This is a genomic window from Paenibacillus sophorae (assembly GCF_018966525.1).
GTDB lineage: Bacteria > Bacillota > Bacilli > Paenibacillales > Paenibacillaceae > Paenibacillus_AQ > Paenibacillus_AQ sophorae.
Genome location: NZ_CP076607.1, coordinates 2,338,695 through 2,355,554, shown reverse-complemented (window position 1 = coordinate 2,355,554; position 16,860 = coordinate 2,338,695). Strand labels below are relative to the sequence as shown.

The following is a 16,860-nucleotide window of genomic DNA, read 5'->3' as shown; positions in this document are numbered from 1 at the left end:
ATTGACCTATTAAAATTCTGCGTTGCACAGAAGGATTTCCATAATATTGAAAGAATCATTAAATTGACAATATTTCCTCAAACATTGGGAGGCCCGGGATGAACGCAGAACAACGCAAGGCATGGAATGAAGATCACAAACATCTGACAGCCATGATTCTCATACCGAATGAGCATAAGGAGTCTGTCTCTCTGCTGCTGCGGCTGCGTGCTCAGTTGTATGCGGCTGAAGGAGAGGCGAATGGACCTTTTGGTTATGAGGATTTGCTTCTTAAAGACACCCGGGAGGAGACAATGCGATGCTATCCCGTGCAGTCTCCCGATACGCGGAATTCCATAGTTTGGCATCTGTGGCACAGCGCCAGGATAGAAGATATCACTATGAACATGCTGGTAGCGGGCACGGGGCAGGTTCTGGATACAGACGGAATGCCCCAGGAGCTGAATATCCGGTTCCTCCATTCCGGTAACGAGATGACTGAAGAAGAAATGACGGAACTCAGCGCTGAAATTGGGATTGAGGGTCTGCTTGCTTATCGGCGGGCTGTCGGGCGGAGGACAAATGAAATTATAACTTCTCTGGAGCCGGGGCAATTCAGACAAAAAGTGGATCCGGGACGGATCAAGGCTGTCCGGGAGCAAGGCGCGGTTACGGAAAAAGCTGGCTGGCTGACCGACTACTGGAGCGGAAAAACAATAGGCGGCTTGATGCTGATGCCCGCGACACGGCATAACTTCGTTCACCTGAACAAAGCGATGCGGATCAAAAGCAAGCTTCAACGGCGCCGGTAACGAGGCAGATAGGCCAAGAAGAAACGGCCGCGCCATTCTCCTAGGGGCCAATGCTTCCAGCGATACGGTGATACTTTCCTTTTTTCGCAAAAGAACCCGCCGGAGCGATGTCCGGCGGGTTTGGCAAGCAAGTCAGCCCTTTGGCCGCACAACCAGCGCAGCCAGGAAAGAAAATACGATTGCCGAGGATATACCGGCGCTCGTAATGTTGAAGATCCCGGTGACTACACCGATCCAGCCAACCTGTTCCAGCTCGATAAGCGCGCCGTGCACCAGCGAGTTGCCGAAACTGGTAATCGGTATGGATGCGCCCGCGCCGGCGAATTTTATGAGCGGATCGTATATTCCGACCGCGTCCGCTATCGCCCCGGCGACCACGAGCGTGCTCATCGTATGCGCCGGAGTCAGCTTAATCACATCCATCATCAGCTGGCCGATTACACAGATCAGGCCTCCGACCAGAAATGCCCACACAAATATCATGCTTGCTCACCTCCGCTCTCCAGCGCAACCGCATGCGCTATACAAGGTATGCTCTCACCCTGCTGATACGTCAGCGGCGAGAGCAGTGCTCCTGTGGCAACGACGAGAACGCGCTTCAGTTGTCCTTTTTTCATCCGTTTCAAAATATGTCCATAGGTGACGGTCGCCGAACAGCCGCATCCGCTGCCTCCCGCGATGACATATTTCTGTCTTTCCCGGTCGTAAATCAGCAGCCCGCAATCGGTGAATTCGGTCTGTTCCATCGGAATTCCTTCTTTAGCGAGCAGTTCCTTTGTTATGGGCAATCCGACCGAGGCAAGATCGCCGGTCACGATCAAATCGTAATAACCCGGAGACAACCCCGTATCGCGAAAATGCGCCGTGATCGTATCCGCCGCGGCGGGAGCCATGGCAGAGCCCATGTTAAAAGGGTCTTTAATATCAAAATCCATAACTTTGCCAATGGTTGCGGCAGTGACAAACGGTCCGGTCTGGGTTCCGTCATTCCGGGTAATAATCGCGCAGCCGGAGCCCGTAACGGTATACTGCGCCGTCGGCGGTTTTTGCGATCCGTATTCGGTGGGATACCGGAATTGCTTCTCCACCGTACAGTTATGGCTGGCGGTTCCGGCCAGCGCATATTTCGCTCCCCCAGAATCCACGATCATGGATGCGACCGCCAAACTTTCCATAGAGGTGGAGCAAGCGCCGAATACACCGATATAGGGAGTGCCGAGCTTTTTGGCCGCGAAAGAAGCGCTGATAATCTGGTTCATCAGATCGCCGCCAACGAAAAACTCCAGCTCCTCCTGCTTAATCCCCGCATTGATCATGGCCAGACGGATCGCCTTTTCAAAGAGCCGGCGCTCCGCTTTCTCCCAGGTCTTCTCGTCCATCTTCAAACTATCGTATATGAAGTCAAAATCCGAGGCGAGCGGCCCCTCGCCTTCTTCCGGTCCCACTACCGCCGAAGCGCCAAGAATGGCGGGTTTGGATGTGAACTGCCACGTCTGCTTGCCCAGCTGCTTCATAAATGTCCTCCCCCATGGCCAAGAAAGATGTAGACGATGCCGACAACAAAAGCGGCTACGACTCCGAAGACAATAACCGAGCCCGCAAGCTTGAACATATTGGCTCCCACGCCCAGCACGATCCCTTCGGCACGATGTTCAAGCGCAGCTGAGCACATGCTGTTGGCGAAGCCGGTTACGGGAACGGCCGTCCCTGCGCCGCACCACTGGGCAAGCTTGTCATATACGCCGAAGCAGGTGAGAATGACGGAGATTAGGATCATTACCGCAACGGTCGGGCTCGCCGCCTGCTTTGAACTCATGTTGAAGTTAGCCATAAACGCTCCCTGGATAGCCTGTCCAATCACGCAAATCAGGCCGCCCGACAGAAAAGCGCGAAAGCAGTTTTTAAGTACGGGCCTGGAAGGTTCGTGCTTTTTGGCCATCTGCTTGTAAACTTGCGGAGTCAGGGAATCAAGCTGCAGCTTGACCCCCGAACGTTTGGTTTTTGCCGGCAATGAAGGCACCTCCTAAAGGTTTGGCGAAGACTTAAGTCCGCTTGCACAAATACGCATTAAGGACGATCAACCGACTTCGCATAGAAGATTTTCCTTTATTGTTCGCCGTCCGGCGTTTCCTTATGACATTAAGTATCAGGAAAAATACAGCAGCACTGCGACAAGCAGCAAAAACAGCACTAAAATAATGATGGCTTCGCGCTCCGCTTCAGACTTAATCATCCTTCTCCCGCTCCTTTTCAGGGCTCCGACCTTTCTAACGCCCTGACAGCATTATATTCGCCGCCTTCCAGCCGGGTGTAAGCTTCAGACCTGTGCAAAACGCATATTTCAAAGACCGACGACCTTTTTTTGCGGAGCGTTCCCGATCCTTTATGACCTCGGTCCAATGGACAACCCGGTGGCGAAAGTTCATACTATACGGTAGTAAAGGAGAGAGGCTAGATGAACCAGGAAACACTTAATATGTTCAAAACCCTTACCGAATTACCTTCCGCCCCCGGTTTCGAACGTGAACTGCGCAAGCTTGTAAAAGAAGCCATGGCTCCGTATACCGATGAATTTGTCCATGACCGTCTCGGCAGCCTGTTCGGTGTGCTTCGCGGCGATGTTAACGGGCCGAAAATTATGGTAGCCGGCCATTTTGACGAAGTAGGCTTTATGGTTACCGGAATAACCGATAACGGAATGATCCGTTTTCAGCCGCTTGGCGGCTGGCTGGCTTCGGCGGTCAGCTCCCAGCGGCTGCAAATTATTACGCCTAAAGGGGCGATTACGGGTGTCGTCGGCAGTACGCCAATACATCTGCTCAGCCAGGAAGAGCGCGCAAAGGGCGGTGACATCAAATCGATGTTCATCGATATCGGCGCGGAAAGCCGCGAGGAAGCGATGGAATTCGGCGCTGCTCTCGGCCAGCAGATCGTTCCCGTCTGTCCCTTTACCCCGCTTGCCAATCCGAAAAAAATATTGGCCAAAGCATGGGACAACCGTTACGGCGTCGGGCTTGCCATTGAGCTGGTCAAGGCGCTCAGCGGTAAAAAGCTGCCGAACACCGTCTTTGCCGGCGCTACCGTACAGGAAGAAGTCGGCCTGCGGGGTGCGCAAACGTCGGCCAACCTTCTTCAGCCGGATATTTTCTTCGGACTTGACGCAAGTGCCGCCTCGGACATGACAGGGGACAAGAAGGCGTTCGGGCGGCTTGGCGATGGCGCGCTGCTGCGCATCTTTGATCCAACGATGATTACCCATCGCGGGATGCTGGAATATGTACAGGATACGGCAGATACACACCGGATCAAGTATCAGTATTTTGTCTCCCAGGGCGGGACGGATGCAGGCCAGGTTCACGTAAGCGGAATCGGCATTCCCTCCGCCGTGATCGGCATCTGCTCGCGGTATATTCATACTTCCGCATCCATGATCCATACCGACGATATCGACGCGGCCAGAGAACTGCTGATCAAGCTGGTAGAAGGACTCGATCATACTACTTTGCAGACTATTATTGAGCGAAGCTGAAGCATGATCCTTTGCGGAAGCGGGACACATGCTGAAATAATTGAAAGCCCGCCGGGCCATTAGGGGTCCGTACGGGCTTTTTCCAGTGGCTTGCATGTGCATAATCAAGGCACAAATTTTAATATAATTGTCCATCTGCACCCTGCTCACTACCTTGTTAGCCACTTTTGGAACTAGGCTTGCTTTAATACATTTAGCAGCTTCAATTCGTTAACACGCTTTAATTCATCGTAATGTTTCAGGACCAATTCATGAATCTTATGACCTGGCGGAATCCCTGTATACTTGGCCAGCGACGCCCGGGCTCCGGCTTTGGCCACGGAAGCCTGAAGCTCGGCAGCTTCGGGATCTTCCATCACATCGAACAGCAGCGCCCCGGCCATCGATCTTGCCAGCGCCGAGAAGCCGAGGCCCCTCTCATAAGCTTGCATCGCGGGTGAGACGAGGCGGTCACCCGGGGAAAGCTTACGGATCGGGGAACGCCCGACCCGGGACACTTCATCCGTCAGCGCCGGATTTCTGAAGCGTTCCAGAATTTTATCGATATATTTGCCATGCTCTTTACGGTCGAAGCCGTGCTTTTGCACCAGTAATTCCCCTGTCTCTTCGAGCACTTCCCGCACAGAGGCGGTAAGTTCTTCATCCTCCATCGCCTGCTGGATCGTTTCCCACCCGCGAAGATAGCCGAGATAGGCCGCCGAGCAGTGTCCGGTATTCACCGTGAACAGTTTGCGCTCGATGTAAGGCTCCAGATTGTCGACGTAATGGACTCCCTTAATTTGGTGATAGCCTGGAATCATTTGTGAGGAATCCACGACCCATTCATGAAACGGCTCCACGACTACTTTCAAAATATCCCTATGCTGCTGAATCGGTACGATCCGGTCCACTGCAGCGTTTGGAAAAGCGATCGTTTTATCAGCCTTGCTTCGCGTTTCCTCGTCAAGTCTGGCGTAGACAAGCTCTTTAAGCTGCGCGCTGCCGCCTATTGCATTCTCGCAGGCGATGATATGAAGCGGGGCGGATGAGTCCGCCACCCGAAGGGCCACACCCTGGGCAATGACACCCGCGATATGCTTCAGAACAGAAACACCTACCGCCGTTGTTATAAGATGTGCATTGGCGACTGCCAGCATCACCTCCTCTTCCTGGGAGGCGCTGCTGAGCGCAGTTACATTGTTCACCGTCACCGTTTCCCGTCCTTCGCTGGCCAGTGTAACGGTATATTCACCGCGTTCCCGCAGTTCATGAACCATTTTTTCATTCACGTCCACAAAGGTCACTTCATAGCCCGATTGCGACAGCAGCAGGCCGATAAAGCCTCTTCCGATGTTGCCTGCTCCAAAATGAACTGCCTTCATACCTGTACGCCTCCCTCAAAAATCCCGATAATATCCAAAGGGCTTGCGGCGTTCATAATCCGTTCGATCGCGTCGTCTTCAGTGAAAATCATAGCCACATTAGTAAGGACTTCCATATGCTCATCTCCTGCGGCCGCTATGCCGATCACCACAAACGCGGGCTCGTCGCCTCCGAAATCAACACCTTCCGGAAACCGGGCGATGGACAGCCCCGTGGATTTGATATAAGGCTTCGCATCCTTGGTTCCGTGGGGAATGGCGAGTCCGCCTCCCATGTATGTGGATACGACTTCTTCCCGCTCCAGCATTTTCGGAATATAATCCTTCGTGACATGATCACCCTCCACCAGCAGTTGGCCGGCGATTGCAATAGCCTCGTACTTGTCTTTGGCGACGGCGTTCATCATAATTTTATTTTCTGACAGTATGCTCATTAGGTTTCTCCCGCTTTCATTTTTTATTTTCGAAAAAACGGAGAAGCTCGGCGGATAAATATGTTCTGATCTCCTGCTCCGACCTCTCCTCCAGCAGACGCATCAGGTCCGTATCCAGCATCATTGCGCTTATCTCGCTAAGCACTTCCAGGCTTTCCTTCGACAGCACCTTCGGGGCAAGCATTAGCAGAATCGTTCTGACCTCGGTATTTCCGTCCAAAGTAAGCGGCGACTGGAGCCGGTAGAGTGTCAGCGAGGACATGAGAACATGGCTGCTGCGTGTATGAAAAAGAGCAAGACTGGTATCCGGTATAACCTGGCTGGCCATCTTTTCACGTTCCAGCAATCTCTTCCGCAGCGTCTCCGGATCATCGGTTACGCCGCTGCCGCTCAGCTTATCAAACATCGCACCGATGGTATCCTGCAGATCCATCCCTTCATTGCTCAGTGAATAGTAGCGGAAGCGTTCGACCAGCCCATCGATTTCATCGAGCAGTCCTTTGTAGCTCCTTAATCTGCCTATAACCGATTCCCCTGTCACTGGCGGGTCTTCTTCTCCGGCAGATGAGCTTCCGTCTTCCGCCGGCGCCTTGTTCTGGATGTAGCGCAGAAGTTTGTCGATCTCTTCCGCCGTCAGCAGCGGGCTAATTCGGATATATCTGTCTTTTTCCATCGGAAGATCGATTGTCGATATGATCAGGTCGTAGTCCTCTTCCGGCATCCGGGCCGCCTCGTACCAGGAGACATTGCCCAATATCTCAAGTTGGGGCATTTCCTTTCTAAGCCGCTCTCCGAGCAGCCGGGATGAACTTAGACCGCTGGCACAGACTAGAATCGCTCGCACATTCCGCTTCAGTTGATTCAGCCGTTCCGTAGAGGCTCCGAAATGCATGACCAGGAAGGCAATCTCCTCATCGGGTACGGCCAGATCCAGCTTCAATTCATCCACCGCATCCCGGATAATGCGGAACAGATACTGGTAATCCTTGCGGATGGGTCCCAGCAGCGGATTGCGGATGCGGGTGCCCTCGCGGATTCGTCTGAGCGCCTGCTCGACATGCTCAAGGAGACCTTCTCTTAAAATACGGTCGCTATGGAACGAGAACCCGGTGCGCTTGACGACCTGGTCCGTCAGACGGTATACCATCCCCATCAGTCCGATGTCCCCATGCACAAAATCATCTGGCGCACTGGACTCCTGCGCCCTGTCAAACAATTCAGCGATATATAAGTGCTCCGTTTTCGGAAGCGCAAAGTTCATCTCGTTCTCCAGCCGCTTGACGAACTGTTCCGCGCCGGAAATATTCCGGTGATCGGTCATTAGCGAATAGGCCGCATCCTCGGAGTTCCGGATGATCATTCCGATTTCCCAGCGCCTCACGGCGACGGACAGGCCGAGCAGCAGTTCCATGTAGACACTCTCGGGCAGTTCAGCCGTCCAGTTCCACTCCATATCCCACAGGATATTCTCCACGTTCAGCAGTCTGCTCTGTCCGACAGCTGCGAGAAGCTTCCGGAAGACCGGACTTCCCTCTCCTTCGGGTTGAGGCCCCCGGCCTACCAGGTCCGACTGATCCAGATGCTCGGCTGCCAGCCTGCAAAGTGCGCGCCGCTTGTCGGCTTCGACGCCGGCGATTTCGACGCCATAGCCCCTTCTGCGAACGAGCTGTAGTCCAAATTTGCGCACCCATGGCTCCAGTTCATCCAGATCGTTGCTGACGGTAGCTACTGTTACTTTCAAGGTGTGTGCCAAGGCGAACAGCTTTAGCGGCTCTTCCGTCTCAATCAGTGAGCACAGCTCGAATATTTTTCGCTCCTCGCCGGAATATTCCGCAGGTTTTTCCGCCCGCAAAAAGTGCCTGAGCTGCCCTAGTCCGGTTTCCGGGCCGTTCATTTGGATACCCTTGCCGGATTTGCGGCTTAATGTCAGCCCGAAATCCTGAAGGATGTGTTCGGTTTCCTCCATCTCCCGGTGGACGGTTCGCACGCTAACGCCGATGTTCCCGGCGATTTCCGCAGCGGTTATTTCCTCGCGATTGTCCAGAAGCAGCTGAATCATCTGCCGCTGCCTGGCGGTAATCTTCCTTATCATTAGGCACCCTCCTGCAAGCCTTAACTCAAGCGTTCAACCAGTTCGTCATATTTCGGACTCTTCAGGAAATTATCAATTGAAATATGCTCGGCCTTCGGATTATTCGCGATTGCCCGGTCTGTCAGTGTCTTTTGCGTAACCACAATGTCGGCATCGGTCGGAATTTCACTGACCGGGGAATTGACTACCGTCACATGAACGCCGGCGTTTTGCAATTTTTTTCTTAGCACGGAGGCGCCCATGGCGCTGGAACCCATGCCCGCGTCGCAGGCAAACACGATTTTTTTGACGTCGCCTTTGCTGCGGACATTTCCGGACGCAATGGAGGCGGTTGCATTTTGAGCTGTTACGGATTGAGCCGTTGCGATTTGAGGCGCTGCGCCTGCCGTTTTCATCCCTTTTAATTTGGCCGATGCTTCTTCCAGATCCATTTCTTCTTTGCTCTCCTTGACGGTCTTCAGCAGCAGCGAGGCAATTAAGAAGGAGACGGCTGTCGCTGCGATAACGCCGGCAAACATCGGAAGATATCCGCCTTTAGGCGTCATGGCCATATAGGCAAAGATACTGCCCGGCGAAGGGGAAGCCGACAAGCCCGCTCCAAGAAGTTGGAAGGTGAAAGTTCCTGTCACACCGCCGCCGATGACCGCCAGGATCAGACGCGGATTCATCAGAATGTACGGGAAATAAATTTCGTGAATACCGCCCAGGAAGTGAATGATGATTGCGCCGGGAGCGGACGACTTGGCCGAACCCTTGCCTGCGAGCCAGTAAGCCAGCAGAATGCCAAGACCGGGACCCGGATTGGATTCAAGCATGAACAGAATCGACTTGCCTGCGCTGGCTGCTTGCTGGACAGCAATCGGGCTTAAGATCCCGTGGTTGATCGCGTTGTTCAGGAACAGTATCTTGGCCGGCTCAATGATAATGTTGACAAGTGGCAGCAGGTGATTGTTGACTAGAAATTGCACGCCGCTCGACAGGATGTTCGTCAACCCTTGAATAGAAGGTCCGATACCAGTGTAAGCGCCCAGAGCCAGAGCACCGCCGATGATGCCCAGCGAGAAGTTGTTGACGAGCATTTCAAAGCCCGCTTTAATCTTGCCGTCTACCGCGCGGTCAAACATTTTCAACACCCAGCCGGCCAAGGGACCGACGAGCATCGCACCCAGGAACATCGGAATATCCGAGCCGATGATTACGCCCATTGTGACCAAGGCCCCGATAACCCCGCCGCGCTTGCCGTGAACCATCGTTCCGCCTGTGTAACCGATCAGAAGCGGCAGCAGATAAGTGATGACAGGTCCTACCAGCTTGGCCAGGTGCTCGTTAGGCGCCCACCCTGTCGGAATGAATAAAGCGGTAATTAATCCCCAAGCGATAAATGCGCCGATATTGGGCATTACCATTCCGCTTAACAGACGGCCGAGCTGTTGTACCTTTACCCGGGCACCGCCGGATGCAGATTGCTTCGTTGCCAGTGTAGCCATGTATTTTTCCCCCTAAATTAATAAAATGTAAAGCCTTTCAATAGACTTGAAGGAAAGTCATTTCCTATGAATCCATCATAAATCGAAGCGCTTTCTTTGTCACCAAATTGTAAATATGGTTTCGTCATGAACGTTGTTGACAACATTTAAGAGCAGTATGGTTGACATCTATTTGGGGTTCTACTTATACTAATAGCAACTTCACAGGTTGTTCGTATAACCCCGATAATCGGTTCGGGGGCTCTACTGGGGTCCGTAAAAATCCTAACTACGAACGCAATATTCTACTATATTGCGCTCGCGGTTGGGATTTTTTGCATTTCAATTAATAATGGGAGGTATAGCATGAGCACACTGCTGATCAAGAATGCCCGCAATATCATCACCATGGATGCGGAGCGCCGCTGTCACCCGGGAGGAAGCCTGTTCATCGAAGGTCAGGAAATCAAAGCCATCGGGACTAACATCCCCTATGAGAACGCCGACACCGTCATTGACGCATCGGGAAAGATCGTTTATCCGGGGCTGATCAACACCCACCATCATTTATATCAGACATTCACCCGGAACATCCCGTGGGCTCAGGACTGCGAGCTGTTCGACTGGCTGCTGACGCTGTACGAGATTTGGCGCCATATGCGGCCGGAGGATGTATATCTGAGCGCAATGGTTGGTTTGGGCGAACTGCTCAAGACCGGCTGCACGACCGCTTCTGATCACTTTTACTGTTTTCCGGACGCAATCAGCGGAGAGTTGATTGATGAAGAAATCCGCGCCGCCGGAGAGCTCGGCATCCGTTTTTACCCGACGCGGGGCTCAATGAATCTTGGCAGGTCGCAAGGAGGGCTTCCGCCGGATGAGGTGACACAGTCGGCCGAGGTCATTCTAAGGGACACCCGCCGGGTTATAGAAACCTATCATGACGCCTCCAAGTTTGCCATGGTTCGCGTCGGTGTCGCGCCTTGCTCGCCTTTTTCGGTGTCCGAAGATCTGCTGCGGGAATCCGCCCGCTTGGCACGCAGCTACGGCGTTCGGATGCATACCCATCTGGCCGAGACGAAGGATGAGGAAGACTTCTGTCTGGCGAAGCTTGGGCTCCGTCCGCTGGAATACATGGAGAAGACGGGATGGATCGGCCGCGATGTGTGGTACGCGCACGGCATCCATTTTAGCGGCGATGAAATACACAGGATGGGCGCCTGCGGCTGCGGGGTCGCCCATTGTCCGAGCAGCAACATGAAGCTGTCGTCAGGGGTGTTCCCCGTTCGGAGCATGCTGCAGGCGGGCGTTCACGTCGGACTCGGCGTGGACGGTTCGGCATCCAACGATGCGTCCAATCTGCTTGGGGAAGCGCGTCAAGCCTACCTGCTGCACAAGCTGACCGCCGGAAGCGCAGGCCCTACGGCTGAGGAAAGCTTATGGCTCGGTACGGTCGGATCTTCGAGAGTGCTCGGCTGGGAGGATGCGATCGGATCTTTAGAGGTCGGCAAAGCCGGAGACCTGTTCATGATCGACTCTCGCCGATTGGAGTATGCCGGCGCTTTGTTCAACGACACGGCCCTGCCCGTCGTGACAGGTATCAGCCAGAACGTGGATATGACGGTCGTCGGCGGACGGATTGTCGTGAAAGACGGACGACTCGTGCATATCGAGGAAGAACGGATTGCGGAAGCCGCGGGGGCCGCGGCTCTCCGGATGGTTCTGACGGCATCAAGACGAACCGGCGTCAATTATCTCAAGCATCGCGGACGTGCCTGACACGCACCAAAAAGATGCCCCGAAAGTCATTCCAGATGGCATTCGGGGCATCTTTCGCAATCTGCTCTTTTCTATTATGCCTGAATCAGATTCGGAGGCGTCTTGCCTTCAAGCCCCGCCACCAGATTTCTCGCCGCCGTCCAGGCCATTTCCAGCCTAGTCTCCCGTGTAGCCGAACCGATATGCGGCAGCAGAACGGCATTATCGAGCGAAAGGAGCGGATGATTGTCCGGAAGCGGCTCCTGCACGTACACATCCAGACCTGCCGCCCAGATTGTTCCGCTGTGCAGCGCTTCGATCAACGCCTCTTCATCGACTGTGGCCCCTCTTGATCCGTTTATAAAAATAGCGCTCTTCTTCATTAGCTTAAACTCGCGTTCGCCGATCATCCCCCGGGTCTCCGGCGTTAGCGGCGTCATGAGGCACACAAAATCCGCCTCCACCAGCAGCTCGTCGAGTGTGCGGTAAACCGCACCGTACTGTTCCTCCAGCTTGGGATTGCGCGAACGGTTATGATAAATAATATCCATATCGAATCCGAACCGGGCGCGCTGAACGATTTTCTCTCCGATACCGCCAAGTCCGATAATGCCAAGGGTTTTATGATGCACATCAAGGCCAAACTGGACGTCATCTCTCGAATCCTTCCACTGCCCGTTCCGGACATAACGGTCCAGCTCCGGCATCCGGCGCGCCGTTGCCACCAGCAGACCGAAAATAGTATCGGCTACCGTATCGTTCAGAACTCCCGGTGTATTGGTCGCCATTATTCCGCGTCGGCTGATTTCGGGAATAATTAAATTATCGTATCCAACGGAAATATTGCTCACGATTTTCAGCTGGGGGGCACGGTCCAGAAATGCCGCATCGACCTTCAGTCCCGCCCCGAGCAGTCCCTCCGCATCCTTCAGCGCTTCCGTAAAAGGGGAGCCGGGTGTGTTGTCCGGGGCATCGAAACTGGACGTTTCACAGTGCTCCCTTACGTATTCCAATACTTCTTCGGGTAGTTTGCTGTATACAAGCGCTTTTGGTTTCATCTATCCATTCCTCCGTATCAAATTATATCCAGCGGCATTTTCCGTACCGGCTCGGGAAACGCCTTATCGAGCAGCCGTAATTCCTCCTCGCTTAAGTCTATTAATGCCGCCGCCGCGTTCTGAAGCACATGTTCGCGGGAAGCAGCTTTGGGAATCGCAATCACGTCTCCTTCCCGGATGCACCAGGCAAGGAGAACCTGCAGGGGAGAAGCTCCATGGGCCGCGGCAATTTCTCTGACCGCTTCGTTCTGGACAAGGCCTTTCCGCAGCGCCCCTGCCTGGGCAAGCGGTGAATACGCCATAAGCGGCATTTGTCTCTCACGCTGCCAGGGGAGCAGATCGAACTCAATCCCGCGCGATCCCAAATGGTACAATACCTGGTTCGTTACGCAGTGTGTTCCCCGGGCAAGCCGGAACAATTCTTCCATATCGTCCGTATCGAAATTGGATACGCCCCATCTTGCAATTTTCCCCTGCTGCACCAGCCGCTCCATGCCCTCTACCGTTTCCTCCAGCGGAACGCTGCCTCTCCAGTGCAGCAGGTACAAGTCCAGACAATCGGTCCGCAGGCGATTTAGGCTGTCCTCACAGCTTTTGACGATGCGCTTTAGCCCGGCGTTATGCGGGTATACTTTGGAGACAAGAAAAACCTTGTCCCGGATACCCTGCATCGCTTCACCCACCAAAGTCTCGGAGCGTCCTTCCCCATACATCTCCGCGGTGTCGATCAGATTCATCCCGAGCCCAACTCCCAGCCTGAGCGCCTCCACCTCTTCACTCCTGCGGGAAGCATCCTCGCCGATATTCCAGGTTCCCTGCCCGATTCGGGGCACGGCCGCTCCATCCGGCAGCGCAATCCGGCTCCGGGTATTGGCCTGTTCGATTTCGGTTTTGCTTGCTTCATTAACGGAGTTGGTCATCGGTATGCGCCTCTTTCCTTAATGATAATTTCCCGATATATGCTTCTCCGTCCGGGACAAAATTTTGGCCAACAGAACGATCTGTCCGGTATGATAGCCGTAATGCGCCGATATCCTCAGTAAAAGAGTACGAATGCTTTTGACGTCCTTGGCGTCTTCTCCGGAAGCCTGCCCGCGTTTCATCCGGTTCCAGTCTCCAACATCATAAGGAACGGTAACCTCACGGTTCAAGTCCGCTTCCGACAAAGAAGAGAGAATCGCTTCCGATTGGCTTCTCACTTCTTTCAGCTTCTCGACAAGCCCATCCCGGGAAAAACCGCCCTCTGCGGTAAATTCCTTGGAGCGCTCCCGAATCAACGGCCTGCCGCCAACAGCGGTTACGAAATTCTGATATTCGTTGCCCGCAAGGTGCAGGCAGTAATTACCGATGCTGTTCATGCCAGGATTTATTTTTGTCCAAATTTGCTCATCCGACAGGAGCAGCAGGCTTTTTTCAATGCTATTTAGCTGACTGTTCATATAATCCAGCGCGTCTTTGACCAGTTCAATCATTATCATCATCCCTTCGGGCTTCGTATGGACTTAGTACAAGCATACCATATTTTCCCGAAATGCCGCCAAACGGGCGAAGGCTCCTAATTATTAACCCTCCTCGCTTCCCGTCGACACGGTTTAGCCGCACAGAAATCGGCATAAGAGCCGTCTTTTGCAACGTCATAGCTGACAGGATACGTTCTTTGACTATCCCATATCTCATGCTTCAAGCTTTCCCGGCTGCGCTTTATCCATTTCAACGCGGAGCGCGGAAAAGGCTTGGGGCTTTCTATCTCCCTTCATCACTGGTATAATTTAGTTATTTCAATACAGTTAGGAGAGAATGCCTTTCATGAGCATTGGCCTTATATTTATTGTAGTTTTGGCTTTTGTGCTGGTAAGCGGCATGATCCGAAGAGACGGACACGGCAAGCCTCCCGGCAAAACCCGGAACGACACCGAATATGATCCTTCCCTGTTTATGCTGTCCAACCCCGACCTGACCGGCAGCTCCCACAGTGATTCCCATTCCCATGAACGAAATCATCACCATCACGGCGATTCCGACGGCGGAGGCCAGCATCATGAACATCACGGAGGCTCGCATGATTTCGGCGGCTTTGGCGGCCATTCCCACGGAGGACACAGCTTCGGCGGAGATGCCGGAGGCGGAGGAGACTGCGGCGGCGGTGGGGGCGGAGACTGAGCTTGCCGCGTCAGTCAAGACAAAAAAGCGGCTTGGGTAAGTATAAATAATCAAATCAAAAATCTCCTGTAAGCATAAAAAACCACTGCTGAAATCTCAGCAGTGGTTCATGTGCTTGGCGGCGTCCTACTCTCCCCGGACCCTTCGGTCCAAGTACCATCGGCGCTGGAGGGCTTAACGGTCGTCAGCTCCATGCCTTACAGCACTTCCACCTCCAACTATCTACCTCGTCGTCTTAATTGCTTACGTAAAAGCGGATTTTCACTCGCCAAGTGATTGAATGAACACGGAAGATATAAATGCACCCGGCCATGAAAACCAATGCCTTGATTCAACATCCCCCGTATGCTCGTTTACTGCTTCTGGAAAAAGTCCGTCCCACTGGACGATCTTCGCCAATTTGCGCTGAACCTGTTGCTCACGCTTGACGTCCCCGATCAGCAAGCTGTACAGAAGCTCTTGTCCGTCTCCGAGCGGCCAGGGATGAGGTGTATGTACGGAACCGAGTCCGCCAAATTTTCCGTCGTAAAAGCCTCCCTTATTCTCCTTTGAAAAAGCAAACTCCATCGTATTCATCCATCTCGGGTCATTCGAATTACAGAATCCCCAGATAGGAGCATAAACCGTTGGAAGATCGTTCGCATCATGGTAAAGCTGAAAGCTTCCCTTCAAGTCGGAAAGATAGGCAAACAGTTCCCTGTCTCCATGGAGCGTAACAAAGCAATCCAGAATATCGCGTTTGACGAGCCGGGCCATTTCCAGCAATTCGAGGCTCGTAAAAGAAAAAGTTTCATTCAGTTTCGCCAGAGATGTCAGCGTATGCCATACCAACACCTGGCTTGAAAAATGATAAGGGTATGTGACTTCATCATCCGCCGGCGTTTCCCCGGTTTGAAATAGCCATCGTTCCGTATCCTTGTATTCCATGATCATATTAAGTATTTCGTTAACCTTGGGCAGAATTCTTGCAACCGTTTGGTGATCTCCAAATCTGTCGTAATATTCGCAAAGCTCAAGCAGGGGGTAGCACTGCTGATCCAACTGAAACACATTGTCCTTGCAGAATCCGTTGGTAAGATAGGCCCTGCCCCAGTAGCCGCTTGGTCGAACGGCTTTTTCGAACATCCATAATAAATGACCCTTGACAGTTCGCTGCACCTGATTTTTGAATGCGGGTACGTAGGATGCCCCATAGATACATTGTGCACGCCGCTCCGAATCCAGCAGCAGCCGTATCATATAATAGGAATCCCGGTTCCATGACAAGGGCAGGAGTTGATGATCGGTAATGATGCATACTGTATCTTCGCCCACCGGGATGGAGCAGCAGGTCAAAATATAATCGATATTCCTCTGAAGGATGAACTGTTCCTCCGAGGAGGGACCCTCCCGGTTTAGTATCGGCGCTTCTTTCAAGGCCTTCTCTTTCCAATCCTGCAGCTCGTCAAGGCTGAAAGCCGTTTCTTCCTCTTCCGCGGAAATCCGGCAGACCATTATTAGCTCGCGGCTTTCTCCATGTTCCAAATGGATTTCCGTTTCATGTAAATAGGTTACCGGGCGGTTCGTTGTTTTCTCCATCGGCTGCAATTCCAGCGGGTCTGACCCGTTAAAGAAATACAGGCTCGCTTTGGCCGGCAGATTCAGATTGGCAATTGTCAGGCGGTTGTCAGTGGCCGTAACTGCAAGATCAGTTGGCGGAATCGGGATCGGGCCGCCTTCCGTCAATTGTCCATAGCTGCACCGGTGAAGGCTGAGGGTGCCGCCAACCGTTAATGGAACGGACTCCGGTTTGTCGCCGCAATTGGTAACTGTTAACTGCTCAATAATGCCGCTCTTCCCATCCTGGTGAAAAGGGATAAATAACGCATCGATTTCAATGTTTTGCCTTTTGAACCGGATGAGCGGGAAATGATTCAGGACCAAAAAAAACTCTTGCTTCCAATCTGAACCCTTCGGCAGAATTCCGAATCCTGCTGTTCCTTCTGAAATGCGCGGTTGATCTATTAAACGTCTGCGATATAGACGAACGTATTCACTGTCGTACCATTTATCGTTTGGAAATGGTTCTGCCGATTCCAGTGTGATAAATCCATGTCGCGGATGGACGTGATTAACCGAACGGATGCAACCGTCCTCTCCGATGCTCGCGGACAGCTGCCCGCATCCCACATCCAGAGGCTTGCGGTTTTGTGTATCTAGTAAACGCATGAA

General features: G+C 53.1%; 15 protein-coding genes and 1 riboswitch. Of the genes, 4 read left to right on the top strand and 11 right to left on the bottom strand.

Features of this window, described 5'->3' with window-relative positions:
• Window positions 1–98 precede the first annotated feature (98 nt).
• Window positions 99–791, top strand: coding sequence for a DinB family protein (locus tag KP014_RS11195; protein ID WP_036587475.1), 693 nt, complete (start codon window positions 99–101; stop codon window positions 789–791).
• 132 nt (window positions 792–923) lie between these two features.
• Here the strand turns inward: KP014_RS11195 and spoVAE are convergent, their stop codons facing one another.
• From spoVAE to spoVAC, 3 genes are read right to left on the bottom strand one after another with little or no spacing between them, the layout of a single operon-like run.
• A complete protein-coding gene (gene spoVAE, locus KP014_RS11190) occupies window positions 924–1,274 on the bottom strand; it encodes a stage V sporulation protein AE (RefSeq protein WP_036587477.1) in 351 nt (116 codons plus the stop codon).
• On the bottom strand, window positions 1,271–2,305 hold the full coding sequence (gene spoVAD / locus KP014_RS11185; RefSeq protein ID WP_036587480.1) for a stage V sporulation protein AD: 1,035 nt from the start codon (window positions 2,303–2,305) through the stop codon (window positions 1,271–1,273). Before spoVAD ends, spoVAE begins: the two co-directional genes overlap by 4 nt.
• Entirely contained in the window at window positions 2,302–2,769 is a 468-nt protein-coding gene (gene spoVAC, locus KP014_RS11180; protein ID WP_425517282.1) for a stage V sporulation protein AC, read from the bottom strand. The genes spoVAD and spoVAC overlap by 4 nt, the downstream gene beginning before the upstream one ends.
• A 477-nt stretch (window positions 2,770–3,246) precedes the next feature.
• Here spoVAC and KP014_RS11175 point away from each other — a divergent pair, with 477 nt between their 5' ends.
• Entirely contained in the window at window positions 3,247–4,320 is a 1,074-nt protein-coding gene (locus KP014_RS11175) for a M42 family metallopeptidase (protein ID WP_036587485.1), read from the top strand.
• Between the two features lie 173 nt (window positions 4,321–4,493).
• On the opposite strand, the gene KP014_RS11170 is transcribed toward KP014_RS11175, so the two are convergent.
• Genes KP014_RS11170 through KP014_RS11155 form a run of 4 tightly spaced genes read right to left on the bottom strand, consistent with a single transcriptional unit; the run spans window position 4,494 to window position 9,694 of the window.
• On the bottom strand, window positions 4,494–5,681 hold the full coding sequence (locus tag KP014_RS11170) for a mannitol-1-phosphate 5-dehydrogenase (protein ID WP_051499232.1): 1,188 nt from the start codon (window positions 5,679–5,681) through the stop codon (window positions 4,494–4,496).
• Complete coding sequence (locus KP014_RS11165) at window positions 5,678–6,115, bottom strand: PTS mannitol transporter subunit IIA (protein WP_036587487.1); 438 nt, start codon at window positions 6,113–6,115, stop codon at window positions 5,678–5,680. Before KP014_RS11165 ends, KP014_RS11170 begins: the two co-directional genes overlap by 4 nt.
• Before the next feature lie 16 nt (window positions 6,116–6,131).
• Window positions 6,132–8,207, bottom strand: a complete 2,076-nt coding sequence (locus KP014_RS11160) for a BglG family transcription antiterminator (protein ID WP_036587489.1) — start codon at window positions 8,205–8,207, stop codon at window positions 6,132–6,134.
• Between the two features lie 20 nt (window positions 8,208–8,227).
• Entirely contained in the window at window positions 8,228–9,694 is a 1,467-nt protein-coding gene (locus KP014_RS11155; RefSeq protein WP_036587491.1) for a PTS mannitol transporter subunit IIBC, read from the bottom strand.
• 192 nt (window positions 9,695–9,886) lie between these two features.
• A riboswitch (purine riboswitch) is annotated at window positions 9,887–9,985 on the top strand.
• A 54-nt stretch (window positions 9,986–10,039) separates the two neighbouring features.
• On the opposite strand from KP014_RS11155, the gene KP014_RS11150 reads away from it, so the two are divergent.
• Window positions 10,040–11,452, top strand: coding sequence for an 8-oxoguanine deaminase (locus KP014_RS11150; protein ID WP_036587494.1), 1,413 nt, complete (start codon window positions 10,040–10,042; stop codon window positions 11,450–11,452).
• 74 nt (window positions 11,453–11,526) lie between these two features.
• On the opposite strand, the gene KP014_RS11145 is transcribed toward KP014_RS11150, so the two are convergent.
• From KP014_RS11145 to KP014_RS11135, 3 genes are read right to left on the bottom strand one after another with little or no spacing between them, the layout of a single operon-like run.
• A complete protein-coding gene (locus KP014_RS11145) occupies window positions 11,527–12,489 on the bottom strand; it encodes a 2-hydroxyacid dehydrogenase (RefSeq protein ID WP_090834066.1) in 963 nt (320 codons plus the stop codon).
• 17 nt (window positions 12,490–12,506) lie between these two features.
• Entirely contained in the window at window positions 12,507–13,409 is a 903-nt protein-coding gene (locus KP014_RS11140; RefSeq protein ID WP_036602926.1) for an aldo/keto reductase, read from the bottom strand.
• Window positions 13,410–13,427: 18 nt separating this feature from the next.
• Window positions 13,428–13,961, bottom strand: a complete 534-nt coding sequence (locus KP014_RS11135; protein WP_036602928.1) for a DUF1572 family protein — start codon at window positions 13,959–13,961, stop codon at window positions 13,428–13,430.
• A gap of 334 nt (window positions 13,962–14,295) precedes the next feature.
• Between KP014_RS11135 and KP014_RS11130 the strand changes: the two genes are divergently transcribed.
• On the top strand, window positions 14,296–14,649 hold the full coding sequence (locus KP014_RS11130; RefSeq protein ID WP_036602931.1) for a hypothetical protein: 354 nt from the start codon (window positions 14,296–14,298) through the stop codon (window positions 14,647–14,649).
• 261 nt (window positions 14,650–14,910) lie between these two features.
• Here the strand turns inward: KP014_RS11130 and KP014_RS11125 are convergent, their stop codons facing one another.
• The gene (locus KP014_RS11125; RefSeq protein WP_036595513.1) at window positions 14,911–16,857 is read right to left on the bottom strand and encodes a glycoside hydrolase family 125 protein; all 1,947 of its coding nucleotides are present in this window, start codon (window positions 16,855–16,857) and stop codon (window positions 14,911–14,913) included.
• Window positions 16,858–16,860: the final 3 nt, after the last annotated feature.